The following is a 21,499-nucleotide window of genomic DNA, read 5'->3' as shown; positions in this document are numbered from 1 at the left end:
GTTTCCCTTCGAAGCCGCTTTTTGTTTTTTACAGACATAATACTTTGTCTTTCTTATCTTTATTCTTGAGAATTGTCTGATAAGCTGTCATTAATTCTTTCACATCGCATTTTCCCTGTTTGTTCGGAATGGTTTCAGGATCCGTATTTTTACCGACAGATCTTATCGTAAAGTTTTTCTCCAGACATTGGATAGGATTTCCGTTTTGAAGGTAAATTCTCTGCTGATTGATGCTGTCTTTCGTAATCGGCTTTTCCGGAGTTCCGCCGTCAAATTGCCATAGCGTATCATCCTTAAAAATAAAAAATACTTTATCGTTTTTTACATAATATTTTGTTACCGAAGAAAAGTGACTGTCTGCAAAGAAATGTTTTACCATTTTCAATTGTTGACTTTCATAGTAGAAATGTACATTGCCTTCTATCTCTTCACAGCTGTAATCATACCCTGTTGAATCTAATTTTTTTGACAATAATTTATCATTAAGAATAGCAAATTCTTTTTTAATTTCGTCGACGTTTTGCGGAATTTTCTCCGATGAAACGGAAGCGTTTTTAGATGTTAAACTGTCTGTAGGTAGTTCACTTTGGGTTTTATTGTCTTCTTTTTTACAAGAAACAACCAATGCAAGACAAAGTGTTGTAAGTAAAATTTTCATAATTAAAATTTGGTAGTCCAATAATACAAAAAACTGTTGGTATTGAAATAAAAAAGCAGTCTCAATTTGAAACTGCTTCCTTTATATGTGATAGTTAATTACTTACAATTTTCGTTATAATCGTAGATCACCTCATTGACGATAGAAAGATTATCAGACATCGCATTATCGATTTCATTTCTGATGAATTTTCCTAAGCCTGATCTTTGTTTTGTATCATTTTTTAAAGAACCGTATTCCCCTTTTGTTACTTTGCTTTTTACAACGGGGCAATCTGCTACGATAACTTTAGCTTTTGCAGAAGTCAGTTCTTCAGGTTTTCCTCCTTTTTTAGAATACACATAAGAAGGATTTTCTCTCATTCTTTTATTTTCTGCATCTGCAACAGCAATCTGGCTTCCTGCCGAGAAAGTAGTAGGATAACCGTATACTTTGTATACTTTAATTTTGCCGTCCGCAACCAATTCAGCAAACTGATTGCTTTTTGTAAGGTTGTTAAATGCTTTTAATCCACCGCTAATTCCTCCGTTTTGAGTGTTGTATGCTTCTTTGGTATTGGTGTATTTTATGGATTCGAAATGTCTTTCTGCACCATTGTCATTCGCCATATAACCCTTCAGATCATCTGCATCAAAAGTTTTGAATTTCTGTTTTTTCTTAGAGCTGTCGATATCCGAAGACGCAATGAATTTTACTTTTTTCTGATTGGTCCACGGATTCATTTCGTCACCCGCCAATCTTACAATGCCTTCGATCTTCTTTCCGCTTTTGTCTATGATATAGCCAGTTTTTTCGCCAACTCTCATCTCGTATTCAGTATTGTCGTCCTGAGCATGGACATTCAACGAAACAAAGCTTAAAAAGCCAATAAGTAATAATTTTTTCATATCAATTTATTTATATGTTGGCAAAGATAATTTTTTATCGTTAAACTAAATCGGAAATCAAAACTTTAACATATCACTACAAAAAAGATCCGGATATTTTCCGAATCTTTATATAATTGTATTGAGTTTAAACTATTGATATCTTTGATGTTCCTTATTCTTAACGAACAGTTGGATAACAGGTTTAAAAAATGCTTTGTATTTTTCTGCATCAAACAACTGTGAATCTGTAAGCGCTTTGGAAGTCATCCATACTCCAAACGGGAACAAAATGATATTCGGAATCCAGGCAGCCAGATAAGGATTTAGTTTTCCTGCCCATGACATATTTTCAACACTTACATTAATTACGTAAAAGATGATAAAAATGACAATCGCAATAATTACCGGAAGCCCCATTCCTCCTTTTCTGATAATTGATCCCAAACTAGCTCCAATCAAAAAGAAAATAATACAGGTGAAAGAATAGGTAAGGATTCTCTGCTGATAAATTACCACCTTGCTATAATATTTTACCCCCGGATCAATCTCCGTTTTTTTAGATTCCAAAGTGTTTTTCAGGTTGTTCAGTCTTTCATAGGCATTATTAATGATGTCTAATTTTTTAGTCCCTTTTACCGTATCAAGTTTTATCTGTTGTTTAGGTTTTGCTTTGGCTTTATTTTGGGTAGTGTCCATGTATCCCACCACAGAATTGGTCTGGCTTAATACATCTGCACCGATAGTACCAAAGAGTCTTTCGTTATCACTTTTAGTTTTATCGATTGTTTTATTAAGCTCAGAGAAGGTTTGAAAACGATAATCATCTGTAATTTTTTCCTCTTCAATAGCTTTATCAATGATTTCGCTGATGTCGAAATGTGAAGTCAGGGAATCGAATTTAATAGCCTGATCCGGCTGTTTTAAACGGACATTTTCTCCTTTCCCTGCGAAATTATCTTCATAAACATATCCATCATAAAGAACAAGCTTTAGATAATTTTTATTGGCAGCTGGTTCAAATTTACCTTTTTTAGCAATAATAGTTTGCTGATTGTCGTAGCTTGTTGCTTTTTTATGCACGAAAACCCCTTCAATATTTTCTGCATTTTCTCCGTAAATTTTATCAAACTTCACCATATTTCCAGGAATCTGATCGATAAATTGCCCCGGTGTAAAATTCAGAGCCGGTTTTGTCTGGGCAATATTGAAAAGCATATTCTTGGCCTTCCTCTGAAAATCCGGGATAATATTATTGGAAAAGAAGTAGAGTAGAATAGCCATAATAGTGCTAACTCCCAACAGCGGAACCATCACTCTGGTTAAAGAAATTCCTGCAGCTTTCATGGCGGCAAGCTCGTACCGTTCTCCAAATTCTCCAAAAGACATGATGCTCGCCAAAAGAATCGTAAGCGGTAAAACCATGCTGATAACGCTAACTCCCAGATAGAAAAGTAATTTTACGATTTGCCACGTGCTTAATCCCTTTCCCATAAACTGCCCCAGCTGAACCCAGATAATGTTTACGATAAAGATGAAAAACAATACGCTGAATATAAAGAAAAACGGTCCAAAGAAGGTTTTTATGATATATCGGTCTAGTATTTTTAACATTCGCCAAAATTAATCAAAAAGCCACAAAGTTTTCTTTGCAGCTCTTATATTTTATGAAATTTTATAATTATTGTTACTGAGAGGGATTCTTACAGTTCCGTAATCAGGTAGTTTTTAAATTTATTCTTATCAAATACAAACATTCCCGGATCCAGATCCTGATTCTCTTTGTATTCTTTAATGGCAATTACGGCAACATCTTTATTGTTTCCATGCTGTTCTAGTTTTACCATCTGTTTTTTTGCACTATCTACGAAAAGATAAACGTATTTTATTCCGTTGGATTTTACAGGAGTCAGTTTAATGAAATCTGCATTGACACCGTTCACACTTTTCTTACCGGCATATGTTACATTATAATCATTTCTGTAGGTAGAAAGGTAGTTGATAGGGGAGAACATAGAGCTGCTTCCATTGGGTTTTGCCACTGTAACCTCCATATCTTCCGTATTGATATTGTAGATTTTGTTTCCGTCGAAGATCTGTTCTGTTTCCATGATCTTCAGTTTATATTTATCTCCGGCTGCATAATAAATTCCCGGTTCTGTTTTGTCAACCTGTCCGTTGGGGCCGCTTCCAAAAGAGAACTTGAAATAAGAATTCTTTTTCGAGTTATAGTTTGCCGTGATCTCGTCTAATATTTTTTTTGCTTTTGCATCAATTTTCTGAGCATTTGTAAATCCTACTGCCCCAACTACCAAACTGCTGATTACAATCTTTGAAATAATATTTTTCATTTTTATTTAAATCTTTAATCTTTAGACTTTCTTTAATGGTAAAGGTTAAACTTTATTGTTCCTTTAATCCTTAACTGCGCAGATCTTCCAAAAACTGTTCCAAAGAATGAAGATCACTGATGAGAACCTCTCGGGCTTTAGCTCCGTTAAATCCTCCCACAATTCCGCTGGCTTCCAACTGATCCATAATTCTTCCGGCTCTGTTATACCCCAGCTTTAATTGTCTCTGAAGCATTGATGTTGAACCTTGCTGTGTGGAAACAATAATTCTCGCTGCATCTTCAAACAAAGCATCTTTTTCGTTAGGGTCAAAAGCTCCGACTGTGCTTGTGGAATCTTCAGAAACGTATTCGGGAAGAATAAATGCAGAAGCGTATCCTTTTTGCTCACCAATAAATTCTGCCAGTCTTTCCACTTCCGGAGTATCAACAAACGCACACTGAAGTCTTAAAATTTCATTTCCGTTAAAATAAAGCATGTCTCCTTTACCAATCAGTTGATCTGCACCCGGAGAATCCAGAATCGTTCGTGAATCCACACTTGAAATTACTCTGAATGCAGCTCTCGCCGGGAAGTTAGCCTTAATCATACCCGTGATTACGTTTACAGAAGGTCTTTGCGTTGCAACAATCAAGTGGATTCCGACTGCTCTGGCAAGCTGTGCTAATCTGGCAATTGGCAATTCAACTTCTTTTCCGGCTGTCATAATCAAATCTGCAAACTCATCCACTACCAAAACGATGTATGGCAAATAACGGTGACCGTTTTCAGGGTTTAATTTTCTTTCTGCGAATTTTTTGTTGTATTCCTTTAAGTTTTTACAGAAAGCATTTTTAAGTAGATCATATCTGGTATCCATTTCGATACAAAGCGAATTCAGCGTATTGATTACTTTATTTGTATCTGTAATGATTGCTTCTTCCGCATCCGGAAGTTTCGCAAGATAATGTCTTTCAATTTTTGAATATAAAGAAAGTTCCACTTTTTTAGGATCCACCATCACAAATTTCAATTCACTCGGATGCTTTTTGTAAAGTAGAGATGTTAAAATTGCATTAATACCAACGGATTTACCCTGACCTGTTGCACCGGCCATTAGCAAGTGAGGCATTTTGGATAAATCTGCCATGAAGATTTCATTCGAAATTGTCTTTCCGAAAACAACCGGAAGATCCATATCCGTATTCTGGAATTTTTGGGAAGCAATTACCGAACGCATAGAAACCATCGTGGGATTTTTTCTCGGAACTTCAATCCCGATCGTTCCTTTTCCAGGCATTGGGGCTATAATTCTGATTCCTAAGGCCGACAAATTCAGCGCAATATCATCCTGAAGTTTCTTGATGGCTGCCACCCTGATTCCTGCTTCCGGAACGATTTCGTACAAAGTTACCGTCGGGCCAATGGTCGCTTTAATTTCAGAAATTCCGACATTAAAGTTTTTCAGCAATCCGACAATTTTATTTTTATTTTCTTCTAATTCTTCCTTGTTGATTGAGATTTCCTCGTTTCCATAATCTTTTAAAAGCTCAACGGGGGGCATCTGGAATTTAGCCAGATCCAATTTATGATCGTAAAGACCATGTTTGTCTACCAGTTCCTGAGATTGTTTCTCTGTATCGTCCAAAATATCAATCACCGGAGCTACTTCTACATTGAATTTGATATTTTCCTGTGCCGAAGTTGCAGGGCTCACAACAGGTGTTGGAATAGAAGGGGTAGGAGTCATATCAAAAGCCTGTTCCGGTGTTGAAACAGGAATGGAAGGTTTTGTATTTAGTGTGAGATTAACCGATGGTGAGAAATCATCTTCTTTATCATCGTTAAATGAAGTCTGATTAGGTGTGGTAATCGTATTTATATTTGAAGAAACCTGAACTTCGGGAAATCCTTTCGGTACTGAAATTGGCTCCGGCTCTGTAACCTTTACCTGGGGTTTTTCTACCACTTCTGTCACGGTTACTTTTACAGGGACCTCATTGTGTTCTTCTGGCGTTTCAATTTCTTCCAGCAATTCTTCATCTGCCTCAAAATTTTCATCAGAACTTGGCATCATCGATTTTACTTTTCCGATGGTATTTTCATTGATGTCCTGAAGCTTAGATTTTATGGAGCTTGGACGAAGATTGAACTCTAAAATGAAATATAAAAGGATGCTTGCCGCCAAAACCAGCCAAAGACCAAAGCTTCCTATCATTGAGTTTAGCGAATCCATAATCTGGTAGCCGTATACACCACTTAAGACACCGCCTTGCGTATTGGTAACTGCCGCCGCAAAGAAAATAGGCAGCCAGCAGATGAAAAACAGGGAATGGCCAACTGTTTTCCAGGGTTTAAAAGTTCTTTTTTTAAGAATCACCGTCCCAAAAACAAGGAAAAGGAATGCAATGATGAAGGAAGCAACGCCTACACTTTCGAAAATAAAAATATTGCCAAGCCAGTCTCCGAGTTTACCAAAAAGGTTTGAAGATTTAACACTTTTATCAAGCATGGTTCCTGCCTGGCTCTGATCTGCCTTCCAGTTCATTAAATAGGAAATGAATGAAAAGCTGAGAACAACAGAAAAAAGAATGAAGGTAAGCCCGAAAAATATACGTGGCTTTGATAATATTTTGCCCTTATCAGGCGTTTCCGCTGGTTTGTTTTGTGTCTTTTTGTCCATAATATAGTGAAGGCAAATTTAGTGTTTTTAAAGATTAAACAAATGCTTTTTTGCTTAAAAGAACTTTTATTTATTATCGTTTGTTAATCGGAATTATTGGCTTTTGAAAGGTTTTTAAACACTAAAAATATTCAAAATAAAACAAAGTTTCATTAAAAAATATCATAAAGTTTTATCAAATATTATGGGTGAGTTCTTTTAAGCCATAGATTAAAATATTGAGACATAGACAAATTCGATCACTATTATAGCTTATTTGTATCTATGTGTATTGGTTGTTAAATATTGAATTTTCCTCAATGAATTTGGTGTTATTAAGAATGGTTAAAAATAGCGCCGTAAGGCTTGAAAGTGATAAATAACAGTTTTTTTTGGCTTCTTTGTAGTTTATCATCCTTATTTTTGCATGTCAAGTATATAAATCATGAAGAAGCTCCAGGATATTTTAATCTCGACCAGGACAATGGCTGTATTGTTACTGGTGTACGCATTTGCAATGGCTTATGCAACGTTCTTAGAAAACGACTACGGAACTCCAACAGCCAAAGCGTTAATTTATGAAGCAAAATGGTTTGAATTAATTATGTTGCTGCTCATTCTTAATTTCATCGGAAATATCGGAAGATACAGACTTTGGAAAAGAGAAAAATGGCCGGTTTTGGTGTTTCACCTTGCCTTTATATTGATTTTTATCGGAGGTGCCATCACACGATACATCAGTTTTGAAGGTACAATGCACATCAGAGAAGGGGAAACGTCTAACGAAATCGTAACCGATAAAAATTTCCTTAAAATCCAGATCGAGGAGAAGGGTGATGTTCTTAATTATCAGGATATTCCTTACCTGATGTCACCATTACACAAAGATTTGGAGGCTACCTATGATTTCCACGGAAAGCAGGTGAAAGTAATAGCCAAAGATTATGTTCAGAGAAAAAAAGACAGTCTTATAGCTGATCCTAGCGGTGCTGAATATTTGCATTTGGTGTCTACAGGAAATACAGGAAGACAGAATATTTTCATTAAACCCGGGGAAACAAAATCGATCAACGGAACTTTGGTAACATTCAACAGAGCGATAGAAGGTGCAGTTGAATTCAAAAAAGAAGGCGGGCAGTTATTCATCAAAACACCTGTGGATGCAGCGTATATGACGATGGCAACACAGGCTACCGGTAATACAGTGAAAGATCAGTTTCAGCCTTTGGTATTAAGAAGTTTATATACCATTAATGAACTGAAATTGGTTGTTCCCGAAGGTCTTAAGAAAGGTAAACTGCTTGCAATTGAGGGAGACAGAAAGAAAGATCAGAATGTTCCCGATGTGCTTACTGTTGAAATTCAGGGGCCAAAAACAAAGCAATTGGTTGATCTTTCTGTTGAAAAAGGTAATCCAAATGCTTATAAGCAGGTAACTATGGACGGTCTGAACATGATGGTAGGATTTGGTCCTAAAATTTATAACACTCCTTTCTCACTGAAGTTGGATGATTTCGTAATGGAAACATATCCGGGAAGTTCATCTCCAAGTGCGTATGAGAGTCATATTAAAATTATTGACGAAGGAAAACAGACTCCTTTTAAAATTTATATGAACCACGTTTTGAACCACAAAGGGTACCGTTTTTTCCAATCCAGCTTTGATCCGGACAGAATGGGAACCGTACTTTCTGTAAACCACGATTATTGGGGAACTTTAATTTCTTATATCGGGTATGCATTGCTATTCGGAGGAATGTTCTTTATGTTCTTCTGGAAAGGAACGCACTTCTGGAAACTGAATAAGATGCTGAAAGATGTTAACAAAAAAAGAGCGGCAGCGGTAGTTTTATTGCTTTTAAGCCTTGGTTTAAATGCACAGAAAATTGAAACGCACGGAACTACAGACGGAAGCAGAGAGCATATTCATGTGGAAGGTGACGGGCATGCTCATACCACAAATTCTGAAACAATTCGTCCTCAAGGGGCGCGGCCTTTTGGTAATATGAAAGTGGTTTCGGCGGATGAAATTATTGCAAGAAACAAAATCAGTGCAGAGCATGCGGAAAAATTCGGACATCTATTGGTTCAGAATTTTGAAGGAAGAATTGTTCCTATCAACACCGAGGCTTTGGACGTTTTAAGAAAACTGTATAAAAAAGACGAGTTCAAGGGAACTGACGGAAAATCGCTTACTGCAGATCAGTGGTTTTTATCAGTGAATACGGATACACCAAGCTGGACAATGGTTCCGATGATCAAAATCGGGTCTAAAGGAGGCGATGAACTGAAGAAGAAAACCAAGGCAAATGATGATGATTATACCTCATTAATGAACCTTTTTCCTGCAGATAAAAACGGAAATTTAACGTATATTCTGGAATCTGATTACAACACGGCTTTCCGTAAAAAACCGTCTGAACAGACAAATTATGATAAAGAAGTTATTGCCGTAAACGAAAGAGTACAGATATTCAATGAATTTTTCAGTGGGCAGTTTATGAGAATTGTTCCTGTGAAAAATGATGCGAATCATACTTGGCATTCTTGGTTAGACCAAAAATTCGAACCAGACATGGAATCTCAGCAGGTGATGGGACCTTATTTCGCAGAAGTTTTGCAGGCTCAGCAATCAGGAAACTGGGCAAAAGCAGATGTTGAATTATCAAAACTATCAGATTATCAGCAAAAATGGGGAAAAGCTGTTGTTCCTTCAAAATCTAAAGTTGATCTTGAGGTCTTCATGAACAAGGTAAATATCAATTTCAAATTATTGATTTTTTATACAATTGTAGGGGGATTATTGTTGATTTTAGGCTTTGTTGAATTATTCAGGTCTAAAAATAGTTTAAATAAAATCATTAAAGGAATCATTGTATTAGGAATTGTAGGATATTTTTTCCACTTCTTAGGATTGGTTGCAAGATGGTATATTTCAGGACACGCACCTTGGAGTAACGGTTACGAAGCAATTATCTTCATTTCATGGGTAGGTATTACAGCAGGTTTAATCTTATACAGAAATTCGAATGCATTGATTCCGGCAGCAGGATTTATGGTTGCCGTAATTATGATGGGATTTGCGCACGGAGGCTCAGCGCTTGATCCGCAGATTACACCGCTTGTGCCTGTATTGAAATCATATTGGTTAATTGTTCACGTTGCGATTATTACCTCAAGTTATGGCTTCTTTGCCCTGTCGATGATTATTGCGGTAATTTCAATGGTATTTTACATTATTTCAAATAAAGAAACCTATAAGATTCACCACGATACAACCTTAAAAGAATTGGTCATTGTTTCTGAAATGTCTTTAACAATAGGCTTATTTGCATTAACAGTAGGAAACTTCTTAGGAGGAATCTGGGCAAACGAATCTTGGGGAAGATACTGGAGCTGGGATCCAAAAGAAACTTGGGCCTTTATCTCGATCATGGTTTACGCATTCGTATTACACATGAGATTGGTTCCTGGGTTAAGAAGCAAGTGGGCGTTCCATGTTGCAACCATGTTTGCATTTTGTTCGATGGTAATGACGTATTTTGGAGTAAACTATTACCTAAGCGGACTTCACTCGTACGCGGCAGGAGATCCGGTTCCGGTTCCGGCTTGGGTGTATATTGGCTTGGCTTCGATGGTGCTTTTATCGGCAGTTTCTTATGTTAAATTTAAAGCTTTAAACAAAAAATAAATTTAAGTTTTATACATAAACAGAATCCCTGAAACATTAATTTCAGGGATTTTTTATTTGACTTAGGAAACTGAAGCGTTAAGAAAAAGAAATCTGTGAACGTTAAGAAAATTCTACTGTTTGAGCGGGAGACAAATGTTAAATTAAAAGACAAATTTAGTTTTCGCGCGAGTTTTAGAATTTTTAGAGAACAGGTTTCTTTTTTTAGTGTAAGTTTCCAAGTCTTGAATTTTTGCTTCTTTTGTTTCAAGACAAAAGAAAAATTAGTCAAAAAGAATGCTGTGGGTAACAACGCTACAAATGAATTACTAATAAACAGTTAGTATTAGAGATGTCGTGCTGAGCTCATCGAAGTATCTCAATTAATAAAAACTCAAAAATTATAACTCATCATTCAAAACTTATCTATATCTTTATGATATTAAAATAATATCAAATTAAAATAATATCATGGAAAAAGTTTTAAAACCAATGTCCGGCTATCTGGCTTTAGTTATTTGTTTAGTCTTGTTTGTGGGATCCGTCTATCTTTTTATTACAGGAGCAGACAGTGAAAATGTTACAAATATTGTTCTGGGTGTAGTCTGCTTTATTGCATTTTTCTTCTTTATTAAAGGGTTGATGATCATTCAGCCGAATCATTCCAGAGTGCTTAATTTCTTCGGGAAATATGTGGGAACTGTAAAAGACAATGGATTATTTTTTATTAATCCTTTATATTCTTCCCAGAAAATGTCGCTGCGTTCAGAAAACCTTCAGGGGCAGACTTTGAAAGTAAATGATAAAATGGGGAACCCCATAGAAATTGCAGTCGTAATGGTCTGGAAAGTAGGAGATACTTATAAAGCAGCTTTTGATGTTGAAAGATATGCAGATTTTGTAAAGATGCAGAGTGAGGCTGCAGTTCGCCATTTGGCGATGAGTTTCCCTTACGACAATCTGGAAGACGACCACGCGCCGATTACTTTAAGAGAAGGAGGGGATAAAATTAATTCTATTCTGGAGCAGGAGCTTACGGACCGGCTTTCAAAAGCAGGAATTATTATTCAGGAAGCGAGAATCTCACATTTGGCGTATGCATCTGAAATTGCTGGTGCAATGCTTCAGAGACAGCAGGCAACAGCTATTGTAGCGGCACGAACAAAGATTGTGGAAGGGGCAGTAGGAATGGTAGATCTAGCCTTGAAAAAGCTTTCAGAAGATAATATTGTCGAACTGGATGATGAAAGAAAAGCAGCAATGGTGAGTAATCTAATGGTAGTTCTTTGCGGTGAAAAAGCAGCAACCCCGATTTTGAATGCAGGAACGCTTTATAATTAAAATGAAGATTTAATGATTAATATTTTTCGCAAAGTTTGCTGTTTCTTATTAACCTTTAAATAGTTTTAGAGAGAGAATCAAATGGTATTAAAGTTGTCAGTTTGAGCGGATCCGAAGATTTTCTTAAATATTTAAAGAGATTCTTCACTCCACTGCGTTTCGTTCTGAATGACAAGTATGACGTGATATCTTTGCTGAGTGAAACGCCTTTGCGAACGAAAAATATTCACAATAATTTAAATAAAATCTTTGCGTCCTTTGCGTTAAAAAAACAAATTAAGCAGAAGAAAAATAGAAAAAATGAAATCAGAAAAAGCTCAAAACTCTTCCGAAAACAAAGGCAAAAAATCTTTTGTCCTGAGGATAGATGAGTCTACATATAAGCTTCTGGAAAAATGGGCGAATGATGAATTCCGAAGTGTAAATGGGCAGATTGAATATTTGCTTCATCAAAGTTTAATGAATTCTGGAAGGAAAAAGAAAGAACAATAAATTTTAATTAAAAGAAAAAGCAGAGAAAATTTCTCTGCTTTTTTTAGTTCCATATATCAATTAAATTAATCAAATATTGTAGAGAAATAATTAGCAACCACTGTCCACGCATTTTTTCCCAGAAAATAAATAAGAGTGGATGAAATAATGCCTTTCACCGTAAAGAAGATAATCCCGCCAATCCCGAATTTCTTCACCAGCTTTTTCCATCTGGATGTTTTCTTTTCTTCCACCGCCGGTTCGTTTAACATTTTATTATTTTCCATTTCTGAAATTCAAATGATTACTATGCAAAGATAAACATGTTTATAATTAGTCCAAATAAAAAACACGTTAAAAAAATTAAAATTTTGCAGTTCGCGTAATATTTCTATCTTTAGAGGGAACGAAAAGTAAAATTTTTATGTCTAAAAAAGTAAAGGATTTTGGAATCGAAAAGACGCTCAAAAATCTAGGAATTAAAGATGAAAACAAAGGAACTTCAGTAGGCGGAAAATATTTTGCATCAGGAAAGACCATAGAAAGCTATTCTCCTGTGGACGGTAACATGATTGCTAAAATAAAAACTTCCGGAGAATCTGATTATTACAAGGTAATTGAGACTGCTGAAAAGGCTTTTAAGGAATTTAGGCAGATTCCGGCTCCAAAAAGAGGAGAAATCGTAAGGCAGTTGGGTCAGAAACTAAGACAGTACAAAGACGATCTGGGAAAACTGGTTTCTTATGAAATGGGAAAATCTCTGCAGGAAGGTTTAGGAGAAGTACAGGAAATGATCGATATCTGCGATTTTGCAGTAGGAGTTTCGCGACAGCTTCACGGGTACACCATGCATTCGGAAAGACCTGGTCACAGAATGTACGAGCAGTATCACCCGCTTGGAATTGTGGGAATCATTACAGCATTTAACTTTCCGGTAGCGGTTTGGTCTTGGAATACGGCTTTGGCGTGGATCTGTGGTAATGTTACGATCTGGAAGCCATCAGAAAAAACACCGCTTTGTGCGATTGCCTGCCAAAATATTATGAATGAAGTTTTAAAGGAAAACAATCTTCCTGAGGGAATTTCAAGTGTATTGGTAGCAGACCACGAAATCGGACAGAAATTAGTAGATGATAAGAGAGTTTCTCTGGTTTCATTCACAGGTTCTACAAGAGTGGGAAGAATGGTTTCTGCCAATGTGGCTCAGAGATTCGGAAAGTCTATCCTTGAGTTAGGTGGAAACAATGCTATTATTATTTCTAAAGATGCAGACATTGATATGTCTATCATCGGGGCTGTTTTCGGGGCTGTCGGAACGGCGGGGCAAAGGTGTACTTCTACAAGAAGGTTAATCATTCACGAAAGTGTTTATGATGAAGTTAAAAACAGACTGGTAAAAGCGTACGGGCAATTAAAGATCGGAAATCCTTTGGATGAAACGAACCATGTTGGGCCGCTTATCGATACCGATGCAGTAAATATGTACGAGGAAGCTATTAAAAAAGGTAAAAAAGAAGGCGCAAAATTCATTGTTGACGGTGAAGTGTTAAAAGGTAAAGGATATGAATCCGGATGTTATGTAAAACCGGCTATCGCAGAAGTGAAAAACTCTTACGAAATTGTTCAGCATGAGACTTTTGCACCTATTTTATATTTAATTAAATATTCAGCTTTAGAAGAAGCTATTGAAATTCAGAATGATGTTCCTCAGGGATTGTCGTCTGCAATTATGACGCAGAACCTAAGAGAAGCAGAATTATTCCTTTCTCATGCAGGCTCAGACTGTGGTATAGCCAACGTAAACATCGGAACTTCCGGCGCGGAAATCGGTGGCGCTTTCGGTGGCGAAAAAGAAACAGGCGGAGGAAGAGAATCCGGTTCAGATGTCTGGAAATATTACATGAGAAGGCAGACTAATACCATTAATTATACGGCAAACCTTCCTTTAGCACAGGGAATTAAGTTTGATCTTTAAAAACAGATAAAAATTCAGTATTTGAAAATATCCCTAAGTAATTTTCAGATTTTGTTGAGTTTTAAATTCAAAAAACACCTCTAAGATTTTATTAAAAATGGAACAAACAACAATTGATATACAAGCAAATAAAGTTAAAGAAACAGTAGGCAGACACGTTCTGGCAGATGGTTTCGACTTCGTGATGGATATTGAAAAATCCCACGGCTCTTGGCTTTATGATAAACTTACAAACAGAGAATATCTGGATATGTTTTCGATGTTCGCTTCGGCGTCAGTTGGCTATAACCACCCCTATATCGTCGAGAAATCGGCTTGGCTGGGGAAAATGGCCGTTAATAAACCTACTTTGGCAGACGTTTACTCTGAGGAATATGCCCACTTTTTAGAAGTTTTCGAAAGAGTAGTCATTCCTGAAGAACTGCAGTATGCTTTTTTTATTGAAGGCGGAACATTAGGCGTTGAAAATGCAATGAAAGCATGCTTCGACTGGAAAACACGTAAAAATTTCGACAAAGGTCTTGATATTGAAGCGGGGATATGTATTCATTTCAGACAGGCTTTTCACGGAAGAAGCGGCTATACTTTAAGTTTAACCAATACGTCGGATCCAAGAAAATATCAGTATTTTCCAATGTTTAACTGGCCCAGAATTCTAAATCCGAAATTGACTTTCCCGATTACGGAAGAGAATTTGGAAGAGACTATTAAAAACGAAAGATTAGCTTTATTAAATATAGAAGAAGCTATCCTGATGAATCCCGATAAGGTGGCTTGCATCATCATCGAGCCTATTCAGGCAGAAGGAGGTGACAATCATTTCAGGGATGAGTTTCTATTAGGATTAAGAAAAATCTGTGATCAAAATGAAATTCTTTTAATTTTCGACGAAGTACAGACAGGTATCGGAATTACCGGAAAAATGTGGGCTTTTGAACATTTTACAGCTAGGCCGGATATTATTTCTTTTGGTAAAAAAGCGCAGGTCTGCGGGGTTTTGGCAAATAAAGAAAAGTTCGACGAAGTTCCGAATAACGTTTTCAGAGAGAGTTCAAGAATCAATTCTACCTTTGGAGGAAACTTTATTGATATGCTTCGTTTTCAATTGGTAATGGAAATTATTGAGAAAGAAAATCTTGTGGAAAATGCAAGAGTGGTTGGGGATTACTTATTAGAAGGTTTAATAAAGTTAGCCGAAAAATACCCTGAAAAACTATCAAATGCAAGAGGAAGAGGATTAATGTGTGCCATTGATCTGCCAACTAATGAACAGAGAAATCACTTAAGAGACGAACTTTGGAATGACGGAATGATCATTCTGGCATGTGGAGATCAGTCGCTTCGTTTCAGGCCTCACCTGAATGTTACAAAGGAAGAAATTCAGTTGGCTTTAGACAAAATTGAAAATAATATTAATAAAATTTAAAACTCAAAATTTGTAATTTTCAAAAAAACGTCATATATTTAGATACTCAAACGGTATAGAAATATGGAAAGAAGTACAAGAGTATCAGTTTTTGAAAGTGACAAACAAGCAGAAATTCAATTGATTAAGTCTAAATTGGATGATGCGCAAATCACCAATGCAATAGAAAATAATTACCTTACTTTTACTACAACGCCTACAGCGACGTCTCTGAAAGTAATGGTAAAACTTGAAGATGAGAAAAAAGCATTTGAGGTTATTGATGCTTATCTTCAGCAAAATGAAAATTAAAAACAATTTCATAATTTTAAATTTTACTACTTCGAACCGAAAATTAATGTCAATTAGTTTTCGGTTTTTTTTAGTTCAAATATTTTAAACTTTATTGTTAAATAATTAAAGAATTGAAAATCAATATACTTTGACAGGCTTAATATGACAAAGCTAACATTGAATCGCTAATAAAAACAGTAAGTATTAGAGATTTCATGTTGAACTTTTCGAAATATCTCAAGCATTTACTTAATTACGGCAGGTTTTAGCCCGTCTTCAAAAATAAAACCACTTAAATTGACTTCAGTCAAAACTTAAAAATTTAAATTAATAGTACAAACTCAACATTAATTTTTAATTCTAAATTTTCAATCTTTTAATTAAAATTTTTTCACAGCAATGAATTCAGAAATTAAACTAAGAAAAGCAGAAACGGAAGACAGAGATATTATCTGGGGTATTCTACAGCAGGCAATCGAAAGGAGAAGACAAGACGGGAGCACACAATGGCAGCAGGGTTATCCTAATCTGGAAACGGTAGAAAGTGATATTGCCAAGGGGTTCGGATATGTAATGACAGTTGATGGGGAAATTGCAGTGTATACTGCTTTGATTCTGAATGACGAACCTGCTTACAGCACAATTGAAGGAGCATGGCTGAGTAATGGAGAATTTGTTGTTGTTCACAGGGTGGCAGTCGATGAAAAATTTGCCGGCAGAGGAATGGTGAAAATTCTTTTTGACCATATCGAAGAATTTACAAAATCACATGATATACAAAGTGTTAAAGTAGATACTAACTATGATAATGTGGCAATGCTGAAGATCCTCGAAGGCAAGGGATACACCTATTGCGGAGAAGTGTTTTTGGCAGGAGGAATGAGAAAGGCTTATGAGAAGATTATAATTTAAGGCAAAAGTTAAATGGGTTATCATTGATTCTTTAAGAAACTATACATTTATAATCTCTATCAGCTTTGTTCGTTTAGTTCTGAACTAATTTTTACATTTGCTCTAAATTTATATACAATGCATAAGAGTATAGAAATTGATGAGAAAATTTTTCAGGATGCTGTAAAGTTTTACGGCGCCATTTTCAACCTTCCACCATTAGCCTCTAAAATATATGCCTACCTATTATTCGATTATGATAAGGTAGGTATTACTTTTGATGAGTTTGTGGACATCTTTTCTGCAAGTAAAAGCTCCGTTTCTACCAGTATTTCATTACTGCTGAATTCCGAACTCATTGTAGACCACAACAAGATGGATGAGCGGAAAAGATATTTTTTCATCAATGACGGTTATAAAAAGATAAGATTTGAAAAAATAGTTCAAAAGATGCAAGACGAATTAAAACTACTGGATGACTTAGACCAGTTTAAAAAAAATCATGATGACGGATACAACGAAAAAATTGAAGCTTATAAAGCGCTTTTAAACAAAAACATAATTAATATTCAGGAATCTCTAAATAAACTATAAAATGAATAATAAGCTAGTTATACTTTCTGTTGCAGCACTTTCTTTAGTGGCCTGCAAAAAAGAAGCCCCGAAGCAGGATGGCGCAAAGCCGTTTCCTGTAGTTTCGGTAGAGAACAAAAATATTGTGGGGTACGATACTTTCCCCGCGAGTATTGAGGGGCGGGTTAATAATGATGTAAGAGCAAAAATTCAGGGGTATATTACTCAGGTTTTGGTGGATGAAGGGCAGTATGTTACGAAAGGGCAGCCTCTATTCCGCCTTGAAACCAATATTCTTACTGAAAATGCCGCTGCGTCCAAAGCAGGCATAGGTGCCGCCGAATCCAATATTGCTGCTGCACAGGCGCAGGTAAATGCTGCGCAGGTGGAAGTGAACAAATTAAAACCACTTGTTCAGAAAAATATCATCAGCAATGTTCAGTTACAGACGGCTCAGGCAAATTTAGCGCAGGCTCAGGCGGGATTACAGCAGGCAAATGCTGCTAAAAGACAGGCGGTTGCCAATTACAAAGGGGTTGAAGCCAATATCGATTACTCGGTTATTCGTGCACCTATCTCAGGAGTTATTGGTAAACTTCCATTAAAAGTGGGAAGTTTAGTTGGCCCGACAGATCAAACCGCTTTAACAACAATTTCAGATACTTCAGAAATCTTCGCTTATTTTTCGATGAATGAAAAAGCCTATTTTGATTTCCTTGAAAAATCTGTAGGAGCAAGTGTTCCTGAAAAAATAAAAAACCTTCCGATGGTTGAACTTCAGCTTGCAAACGGAAGTATTTATCCTGAGAAGGGAAGAATTGAGGCGGTTACAGGTTCTTTAGATCCTACAACAGGAACTATTCAGTTCAGAGTGGTTTTTAAAAATGCCCAGAAATTATTAAGCAACGGGAACAGTGGTACCATCAGATTCCCTAAACATTTTGATAATGTCTTAGTGGTTCCGGAAAGTGCAACCTACGAACAGCAAGGTATTGTTTATGTTTACAAATTAGATAAAGATACTGCAAGAAACGTTGTGGTTGAAGTTATCGACCGTATCGACAATTATGCTTTGCTTAAATCAGGTGTAAAAGCAGGAGAAACGGTAATTGCAGCAGGAACGGGAAGTGTAAAACCGGGAACTGCCGTTCAGCCTAAAAAAGTAAAAATGGATAGTTTAGTTCAATCTGTAAAACCGAAATTCTAACATGATAAAAAACTTTATTAACAGACCGGTTTTATCTACTGTAATCTCGATATTGATTGTCATACTCGGGGTTCTGGGATTGATAGCCCTTCCTGTTACTCAGTATCCTGATATTGCTCCGCCAACCGTGAGTGTAAGAGCAAATTATACCGGAGCGAATGCAGAAACGGTGATGAAGAGTGTGGTGGTTCCTTTGGAGGAACAGATCAATGGTGTGGAAGGGATGGATTATATCACATCCACTGCAGGGAACGACGGTTCGGCACAGATTCAGGTCTTCTTTAAGCAAGGAATTGATCCTGATATTGCAGCCGTAAACGTTCAGAACCGTGTATCCAGAGCAAGCCCTTTACTTCCAAGTGAGGTAACGCGTTCAGGGGTTGTGACCCAGAAACAGCAGACGAGTGCGTTGATGTATCTTTCTTTCTATTCAGAAAACAAAAATATTGATGACGTTTATCTTCAGAACTTTTTGAATATCAACGTTATTCCAAACCTTCAGAGGATTAATGGAGTTGGGGAAGCCAACGTTTTCGGTGGAAAGAATTACTCAATGAGAGTTTGGCTGGATCCTGCAAAATTGGCAGCGTACGGAATTACTCCGACAGATGTTACAACAGCGATCAATGAGCAGAGTAGAGAAGCTGCGGCTGGTTCTTTAGGACAAAACAGCGGAAGCTCTTTCGAATATATCATTAAATATGTAGGGAAGTTCAGCGATAAAGAACAGTATGACAATATCATCATTAAATCTTTGCCGGACGGACAAAACCTAATGTTGAAAGACGTTGCTAAAGTAGAATTAGGCGGTCTTTCCTACACAGGTGTCGGAGAAAACGGAGATAACCCGTCAATCAGTATGGGGATTTTCCAGACTCCGGGATCGAATGCGCAGGAGATTATTGAGAATATCAAAGCTCAGCTTAAAGCCAACGAAAGCACTTACCCTGAAGGTGTAAAATATACCTTTAACTTTGATACCAACGAATTCCTGGATGCGTCGATTGAAAAAGTAATTCATACTTTGATTGAAGCTTTCATCCTTGTATTTATTGTAGTTTATATTTTCTTACAGGATTTCAGATCGACGTTGATTCCGGCGATTGCAGTTCCGGTTTCGATTGTGGGAGCATTTTTCTTCCTGAATTTATTCGGATATTCATTAAACTTACTGACGCTTTTCGCTTTGGTATTAGCAATTGGTATTGTGGTGGATGACGCGATTGTCGTCGTAGAAGCCGTTCACGCCAAAATGGAGCACGGAATTTCCAATGCTAAAAAGGCGACCGTTGAAGCTATGGATGAGATTACAGGAGCGATTATTTCAATTACTTTGGTAATGGCAGCGGTATTTATTCCGGTAACATTTATTACTGGGCCAACCGGAGTATTTTATCAGCAGTTTGGGATTACCCTGATTATTGCGATTATTATTTCGGCGATTAATGCATTGACTTTAAGTCCGGTTTTATGTTCTTTATTCTTAAAACCACACGAAGAACATCATGAAGAATATAAAAACAAAAACTTCATTCAGAAGTTCTTCTATAAATTTAATATTGCTTTCAAAACAGCAACAGACCGTTATGGTAGAGGATTTACATTCCTTATTAGACATAAATGGGTTACCTTATTGATTTTTGCAATTACGGGTGGAATTATTTACTGGACGAGCTCAACGATGAAAAAAGGTTTCGTACCGACAGAAGACCGTGGAATTATCTTTACCGATGTACAGTTGCCTCCCGGAGCTTCTATGGAAAGAACCTATAATGTTCTGAAAACGTTGCAGGCAAATGCATTGAAAATTCCCGGAATTCAAAACGTAACGATTTCTACGGGTAGAGGTCTACTTTCCGGAAACGGTAGTAATAACGGTCTTGCGTTTATCAAGCTTAAGCCTTTTGACGAAAGAAAAGGAGATGATTTATCATCCGAAACGATTACTAAAAAGCTTTTCGGACTTTCAGGGTCAGTTCCTGATGCAAAAGTAGTATTCTTCCAGCCACCTAGTGTACCAGGATTTGGTAACTCTGCAGGTTTTGAGATGGTGCTATTAGATAAAGCAGGTGGCGAATTTTCAGCTTTGGATGATAAAACAAATGAATTTATCGGAAATCTGATGAAGCGTCCTGAAATTGAATTTGCGCAGACTTCATTCAATACAAAATATCCACAGTATGAAATGCAGATCAATGTTCCTTTAGCCAAACAAAAAGGAGTTTCTGTAAATTTAATTCTTGAAACCATGCAGGGATACATCGGTGGTATTTACAGTGCTGACTTTACAAAATACGGAAAGCAGTTCAGAGTAATGGTTCAGGCTTTACCGGAAGACCGTGTAAATGCAGAAAGTTTGAATAAATTATATGTAAAAACGGGCGGTGGAGAAATGGCACCCATTTCACAGTTTGTAACATTGAATAAAACATACGGACCACAGTCTGTAGGACGATACAACCTGTTTACATCTGTTAAAATTACAGGAGCCAACTCTGGAGGTTACAGTACAGGTGATGCCATTGCTGCCGTACAGCAGGTTGCAAGTGAAACTTTAGATCAGAATTATTCAGTAGAATTCACGGGATTATCAAGAGAAGAGCTTGCTTCAGGTTCACAGACCTTCCTGATTTTTGCGTTGAGTTTAGTGTTTGTGTATTTCATTTTGTCAGCACAGTATGAAAGTTATATTCTTCCTTTAGCAGTGGTAATTTCACTTCCTTTAGGGGTAATGGGAGCTTATTTCGGACAGAAAATCATGGGCTTGGAAAACAACATCTATTTCCAGATTGCATTGATTATGTTGGTGGGATTATTGGCGAAGAATGCGATTTTGATTATTGAATTTGCCGTTCAGCGTAGACATCACGGAGAAACGATTGTTGAATCTGCGGTTAATGCGGCTAAAGCCAGATTAAGACCGATTCTGATGACGTCACTGGCATTTATCTTTGGTTTGTTACCACTGGTTTTGGCAAACGGAATTGGTGCCGTAGGTAACCGTTCTATTGCAACGGGAGCAGCAATTGGATTATTGATCGGTACTATTTTAGGGGTGTTTGTCATTCCGGTTTTATATGTGATTTTCCAGACGATTCAGGAAAAAATCAAGCCGATTACGCACGAAGAAATGAACTTAGCTGAATAAGAAATCTT

At 36.8% G+C, this 21,499-nt stretch carries 16 protein-coding genes; 10 read left to right on the top strand and 6 right to left on the bottom strand.

Features of this window, described 5'->3' with window-relative positions:
* Positions 1-28: 28 nt before the first annotated feature.
* The 5 genes from BUA89_RS15540 to BUA89_RS15520 form a co-directional block, all read right to left on the bottom strand.
* The gene (locus BUA89_RS15540; RefSeq protein WP_072960060.1) at positions 29-658 is read right to left on the bottom strand and encodes a hypothetical protein; all 630 of its coding nucleotides are present in this window, start codon (positions 656-658) and stop codon (positions 29-31) included.
* Between the two features lie 98 nt (positions 659-756).
* Positions 757-1,545 (bottom strand): hypothetical protein, encoded by a 789-nt coding sequence (locus BUA89_RS15535; protein ID WP_072960056.1) that lies wholly within the window; start codon positions 1,543-1,545, stop codon positions 757-759.
* A gap of 132 nt (positions 1,546-1,677) precedes the next feature.
* Entirely contained in the window at positions 1,678-3,138 is a 1,461-nt protein-coding gene (locus BUA89_RS15530; RefSeq protein WP_072960053.1) for an LptF/LptG family permease, read from the bottom strand.
* A gap of 89 nt (positions 3,139-3,227) precedes the next feature.
* Positions 3,228-3,875 carry an outer membrane lipoprotein periplasmic chaperone LolA1 gene (locus BUA89_RS15525; protein ID WP_072960049.1) on the bottom strand — a complete coding sequence of 216 codons (648 nt, stop codon included), beginning with the start codon at positions 3,873-3,875 and terminating at the stop codon, positions 3,228-3,230.
* Between the two features lie 70 nt (positions 3,876-3,945).
* Positions 3,946-6,537, bottom strand: coding sequence for an FtsK/SpoIIIE family DNA translocase (locus BUA89_RS15520; protein WP_072960046.1), 2,592 nt, complete (start codon positions 6,535-6,537; stop codon positions 3,946-3,948).
* Positions 6,538-6,961: 424 nt separating this feature from the next.
* Between BUA89_RS15520 and ccsA the strand changes: the two genes are divergently transcribed.
* The 3 genes from ccsA to BUA89_RS15500 all read left to right on the top strand — a co-directional run bounded on the left by ccsA (position 6,962) and on the right by BUA89_RS15500 (position 12,019).
* Entirely contained in the window at positions 6,962-10,207 is a 3,246-nt protein-coding gene (gene ccsA / locus BUA89_RS15515; protein ID WP_072960043.1) for a cytochrome c biogenesis protein, read from the top strand.
* Positions 10,208-10,657: 450 nt separating this feature from the next.
* Positions 10,658-11,527, top strand: coding sequence for an SPFH domain-containing protein (locus tag BUA89_RS15505; RefSeq protein WP_072960037.1), 870 nt, complete (start codon positions 10,658-10,660; stop codon positions 11,525-11,527).
* A 300-nt stretch (positions 11,528-11,827) separates the two neighbouring features.
* Positions 11,828-12,019, top strand: a complete 192-nt coding sequence (locus BUA89_RS15500) for a type II toxin-antitoxin system antitoxin (RefSeq protein ID WP_072960034.1) — start codon at positions 11,828-11,830, stop codon at positions 12,017-12,019.
* 65 nt (positions 12,020-12,084) lie between these two features.
* Here BUA89_RS15500 and BUA89_RS15495 read toward each other — a convergent pair whose 3' ends face one another.
* Entirely contained in the window at positions 12,085-12,285 is a 201-nt protein-coding gene (locus tag BUA89_RS15495; RefSeq protein ID WP_072960030.1) for a hypothetical protein, read from the bottom strand.
* Between the two features lie 137 nt (positions 12,286-12,422).
* On the opposite strand from BUA89_RS15495, the gene amaB reads away from it, so the two are divergent.
* The 7 genes from amaB to BUA89_RS15460 all read left to right on the top strand — a co-directional run bounded on the left by amaB (position 12,423) and on the right by BUA89_RS15460 (position 21,491).
* Complete coding sequence (gene amaB / locus BUA89_RS15490) at positions 12,423-13,973, top strand: L-piperidine-6-carboxylate dehydrogenase (protein WP_072960027.1); 1,551 nt, start codon at positions 12,423-12,425, stop codon at positions 13,971-13,973.
* A 97-nt stretch (positions 13,974-14,070) separates the two neighbouring features.
* Entirely contained in the window at positions 14,071-15,399 is a 1,329-nt protein-coding gene (gene lat / locus BUA89_RS15485) for an L-lysine 6-transaminase (protein ID WP_072960024.1), read from the top strand.
* Between the two features lie 63 nt (positions 15,400-15,462).
* A complete protein-coding gene (locus tag BUA89_RS15480; RefSeq protein ID WP_072960020.1) occupies positions 15,463-15,690 on the top strand; it encodes a DUF2007 domain-containing protein in 228 nt (75 codons plus the stop codon).
* A 381-nt stretch (positions 15,691-16,071) separates the two neighbouring features.
* Complete coding sequence (locus BUA89_RS15475; RefSeq protein WP_072960017.1) at positions 16,072-16,584, top strand: GNAT family N-acetyltransferase; 513 nt, start codon at positions 16,072-16,074, stop codon at positions 16,582-16,584.
* A 117-nt stretch (positions 16,585-16,701) separates the two neighbouring features.
* Complete coding sequence (locus BUA89_RS15470; RefSeq protein WP_072960014.1) at positions 16,702-17,157, top strand: transcriptional regulator; 456 nt, start codon at positions 16,702-16,704, stop codon at positions 17,155-17,157.
* 1 nt (position 17,158) lies between these two features.
* On the top strand, positions 17,159-18,343 hold the full coding sequence (locus BUA89_RS15465; RefSeq protein ID WP_072960010.1) for an efflux RND transporter periplasmic adaptor subunit: 1,185 nt from the start codon (positions 17,159-17,161) through the stop codon (positions 18,341-18,343).
* A 1-nt stretch (position 18,344) separates the two neighbouring features.
* Complete coding sequence (locus BUA89_RS15460) at positions 18,345-21,491, top strand: efflux RND transporter permease subunit (protein WP_072960005.1); 3,147 nt, start codon at positions 18,345-18,347, stop codon at positions 21,489-21,491.
* The last annotated feature ends 8 nt before the right edge of the window (positions 21,492-21,499 follow it).

Source organism: Chryseobacterium arachidis (genome assembly GCF_900129245.1).
Classification (GTDB): Bacteria; Bacteroidota; Bacteroidia; order Flavobacteriales; family Weeksellaceae; genus Chryseobacterium; species Chryseobacterium arachidis.
This window is presented reverse-complemented; position numbering and strand designations above follow the sequence as displayed.

What these genes read in the sequence shown, in the direction of transcription:
- BUA89_RS15505 (WP_072960037.1), top strand. Translation starts at nt 10,658, where the DNA reads ATGGAAAAAGTTTTAAAACCAATGTCCGGCTATCTGGCTTTAGTTATT.
- lat (WP_072960024.1), top strand. Translation starts at nt 14,071, where the DNA reads ATGGAACAAACAACAATTGATATACAAGCAAATAAAGTTAAAGAAACA.
- BUA89_RS15475 (WP_072960017.1), top strand. Translation starts at nt 16,072, where the DNA reads ATGAATTCAGAAATTAAACTAAGAAAAGCAGAAACGGAAGACAGAGAT.
- BUA89_RS15540 (WP_072960060.1), bottom strand. Translation starts at nt 658, where the DNA reads ATGAAAATTTTACTTACAACACTTTGTCTTGCATTGGTTGTTTCTTGT.
- BUA89_RS15535 (WP_072960056.1), bottom strand. Translation starts at nt 1,545, where the DNA reads ATGAAAAAATTATTACTTATTGGCTTTTTAAGCTTTGTTTCGTTGAAT.
- BUA89_RS15470 (WP_072960014.1), top strand. Translation starts at nt 16,702, where the DNA reads ATGCATAAGAGTATAGAAATTGATGAGAAAATTTTTCAGGATGCTGTA.
- BUA89_RS15530 (WP_072960053.1), bottom strand. Translation starts at nt 3,138, where the DNA reads ATGTTAAAAATACTAGACCGATATATCATAAAAACCTTCTTTGGACCG.
- amaB (WP_072960027.1), top strand. Translation starts at nt 12,423, where the DNA reads ATGTCTAAAAAAGTAAAGGATTTTGGAATCGAAAAGACGCTCAAAAAT.
- BUA89_RS15480 (WP_072960020.1), top strand. Translation starts at nt 15,463, where the DNA reads ATGGAAAGAAGTACAAGAGTATCAGTTTTTGAAAGTGACAAACAAGCA.
- BUA89_RS15465 (WP_072960010.1), top strand. Translation starts at nt 17,159, where the DNA reads ATGAATAATAAGCTAGTTATACTTTCTGTTGCAGCACTTTCTTTAGTG.
- BUA89_RS15495 (WP_072960030.1), bottom strand. Translation starts at nt 12,285, where the DNA reads ATGGAAAATAATAAAATGTTAAACGAACCGGCGGTGGAAGAAAAGAAA.
- BUA89_RS15500 (WP_072960034.1), top strand. Translation starts at nt 11,828, where the DNA reads ATGAAATCAGAAAAAGCTCAAAACTCTTCCGAAAACAAAGGCAAAAAA.
- BUA89_RS15525 (WP_072960049.1), bottom strand. Translation starts at nt 3,875, where the DNA reads ATGAAAAATATTATTTCAAAGATTGTAATCAGCAGTTTGGTAGTTGGG.
- BUA89_RS15460 (WP_072960005.1), top strand. Translation starts at nt 18,345, where the DNA reads ATGATAAAAAACTTTATTAACAGACCGGTTTTATCTACTGTAATCTCG.
- ccsA (WP_072960043.1), top strand. Translation starts at nt 6,962, where the DNA reads ATGAAGAAGCTCCAGGATATTTTAATCTCGACCAGGACAATGGCTGTA.
- BUA89_RS15520 (WP_072960046.1), bottom strand. Translation starts at nt 6,537, where the DNA reads ATGGACAAAAAGACACAAAACAAACCAGCGGAAACGCCTGATAAGGGC.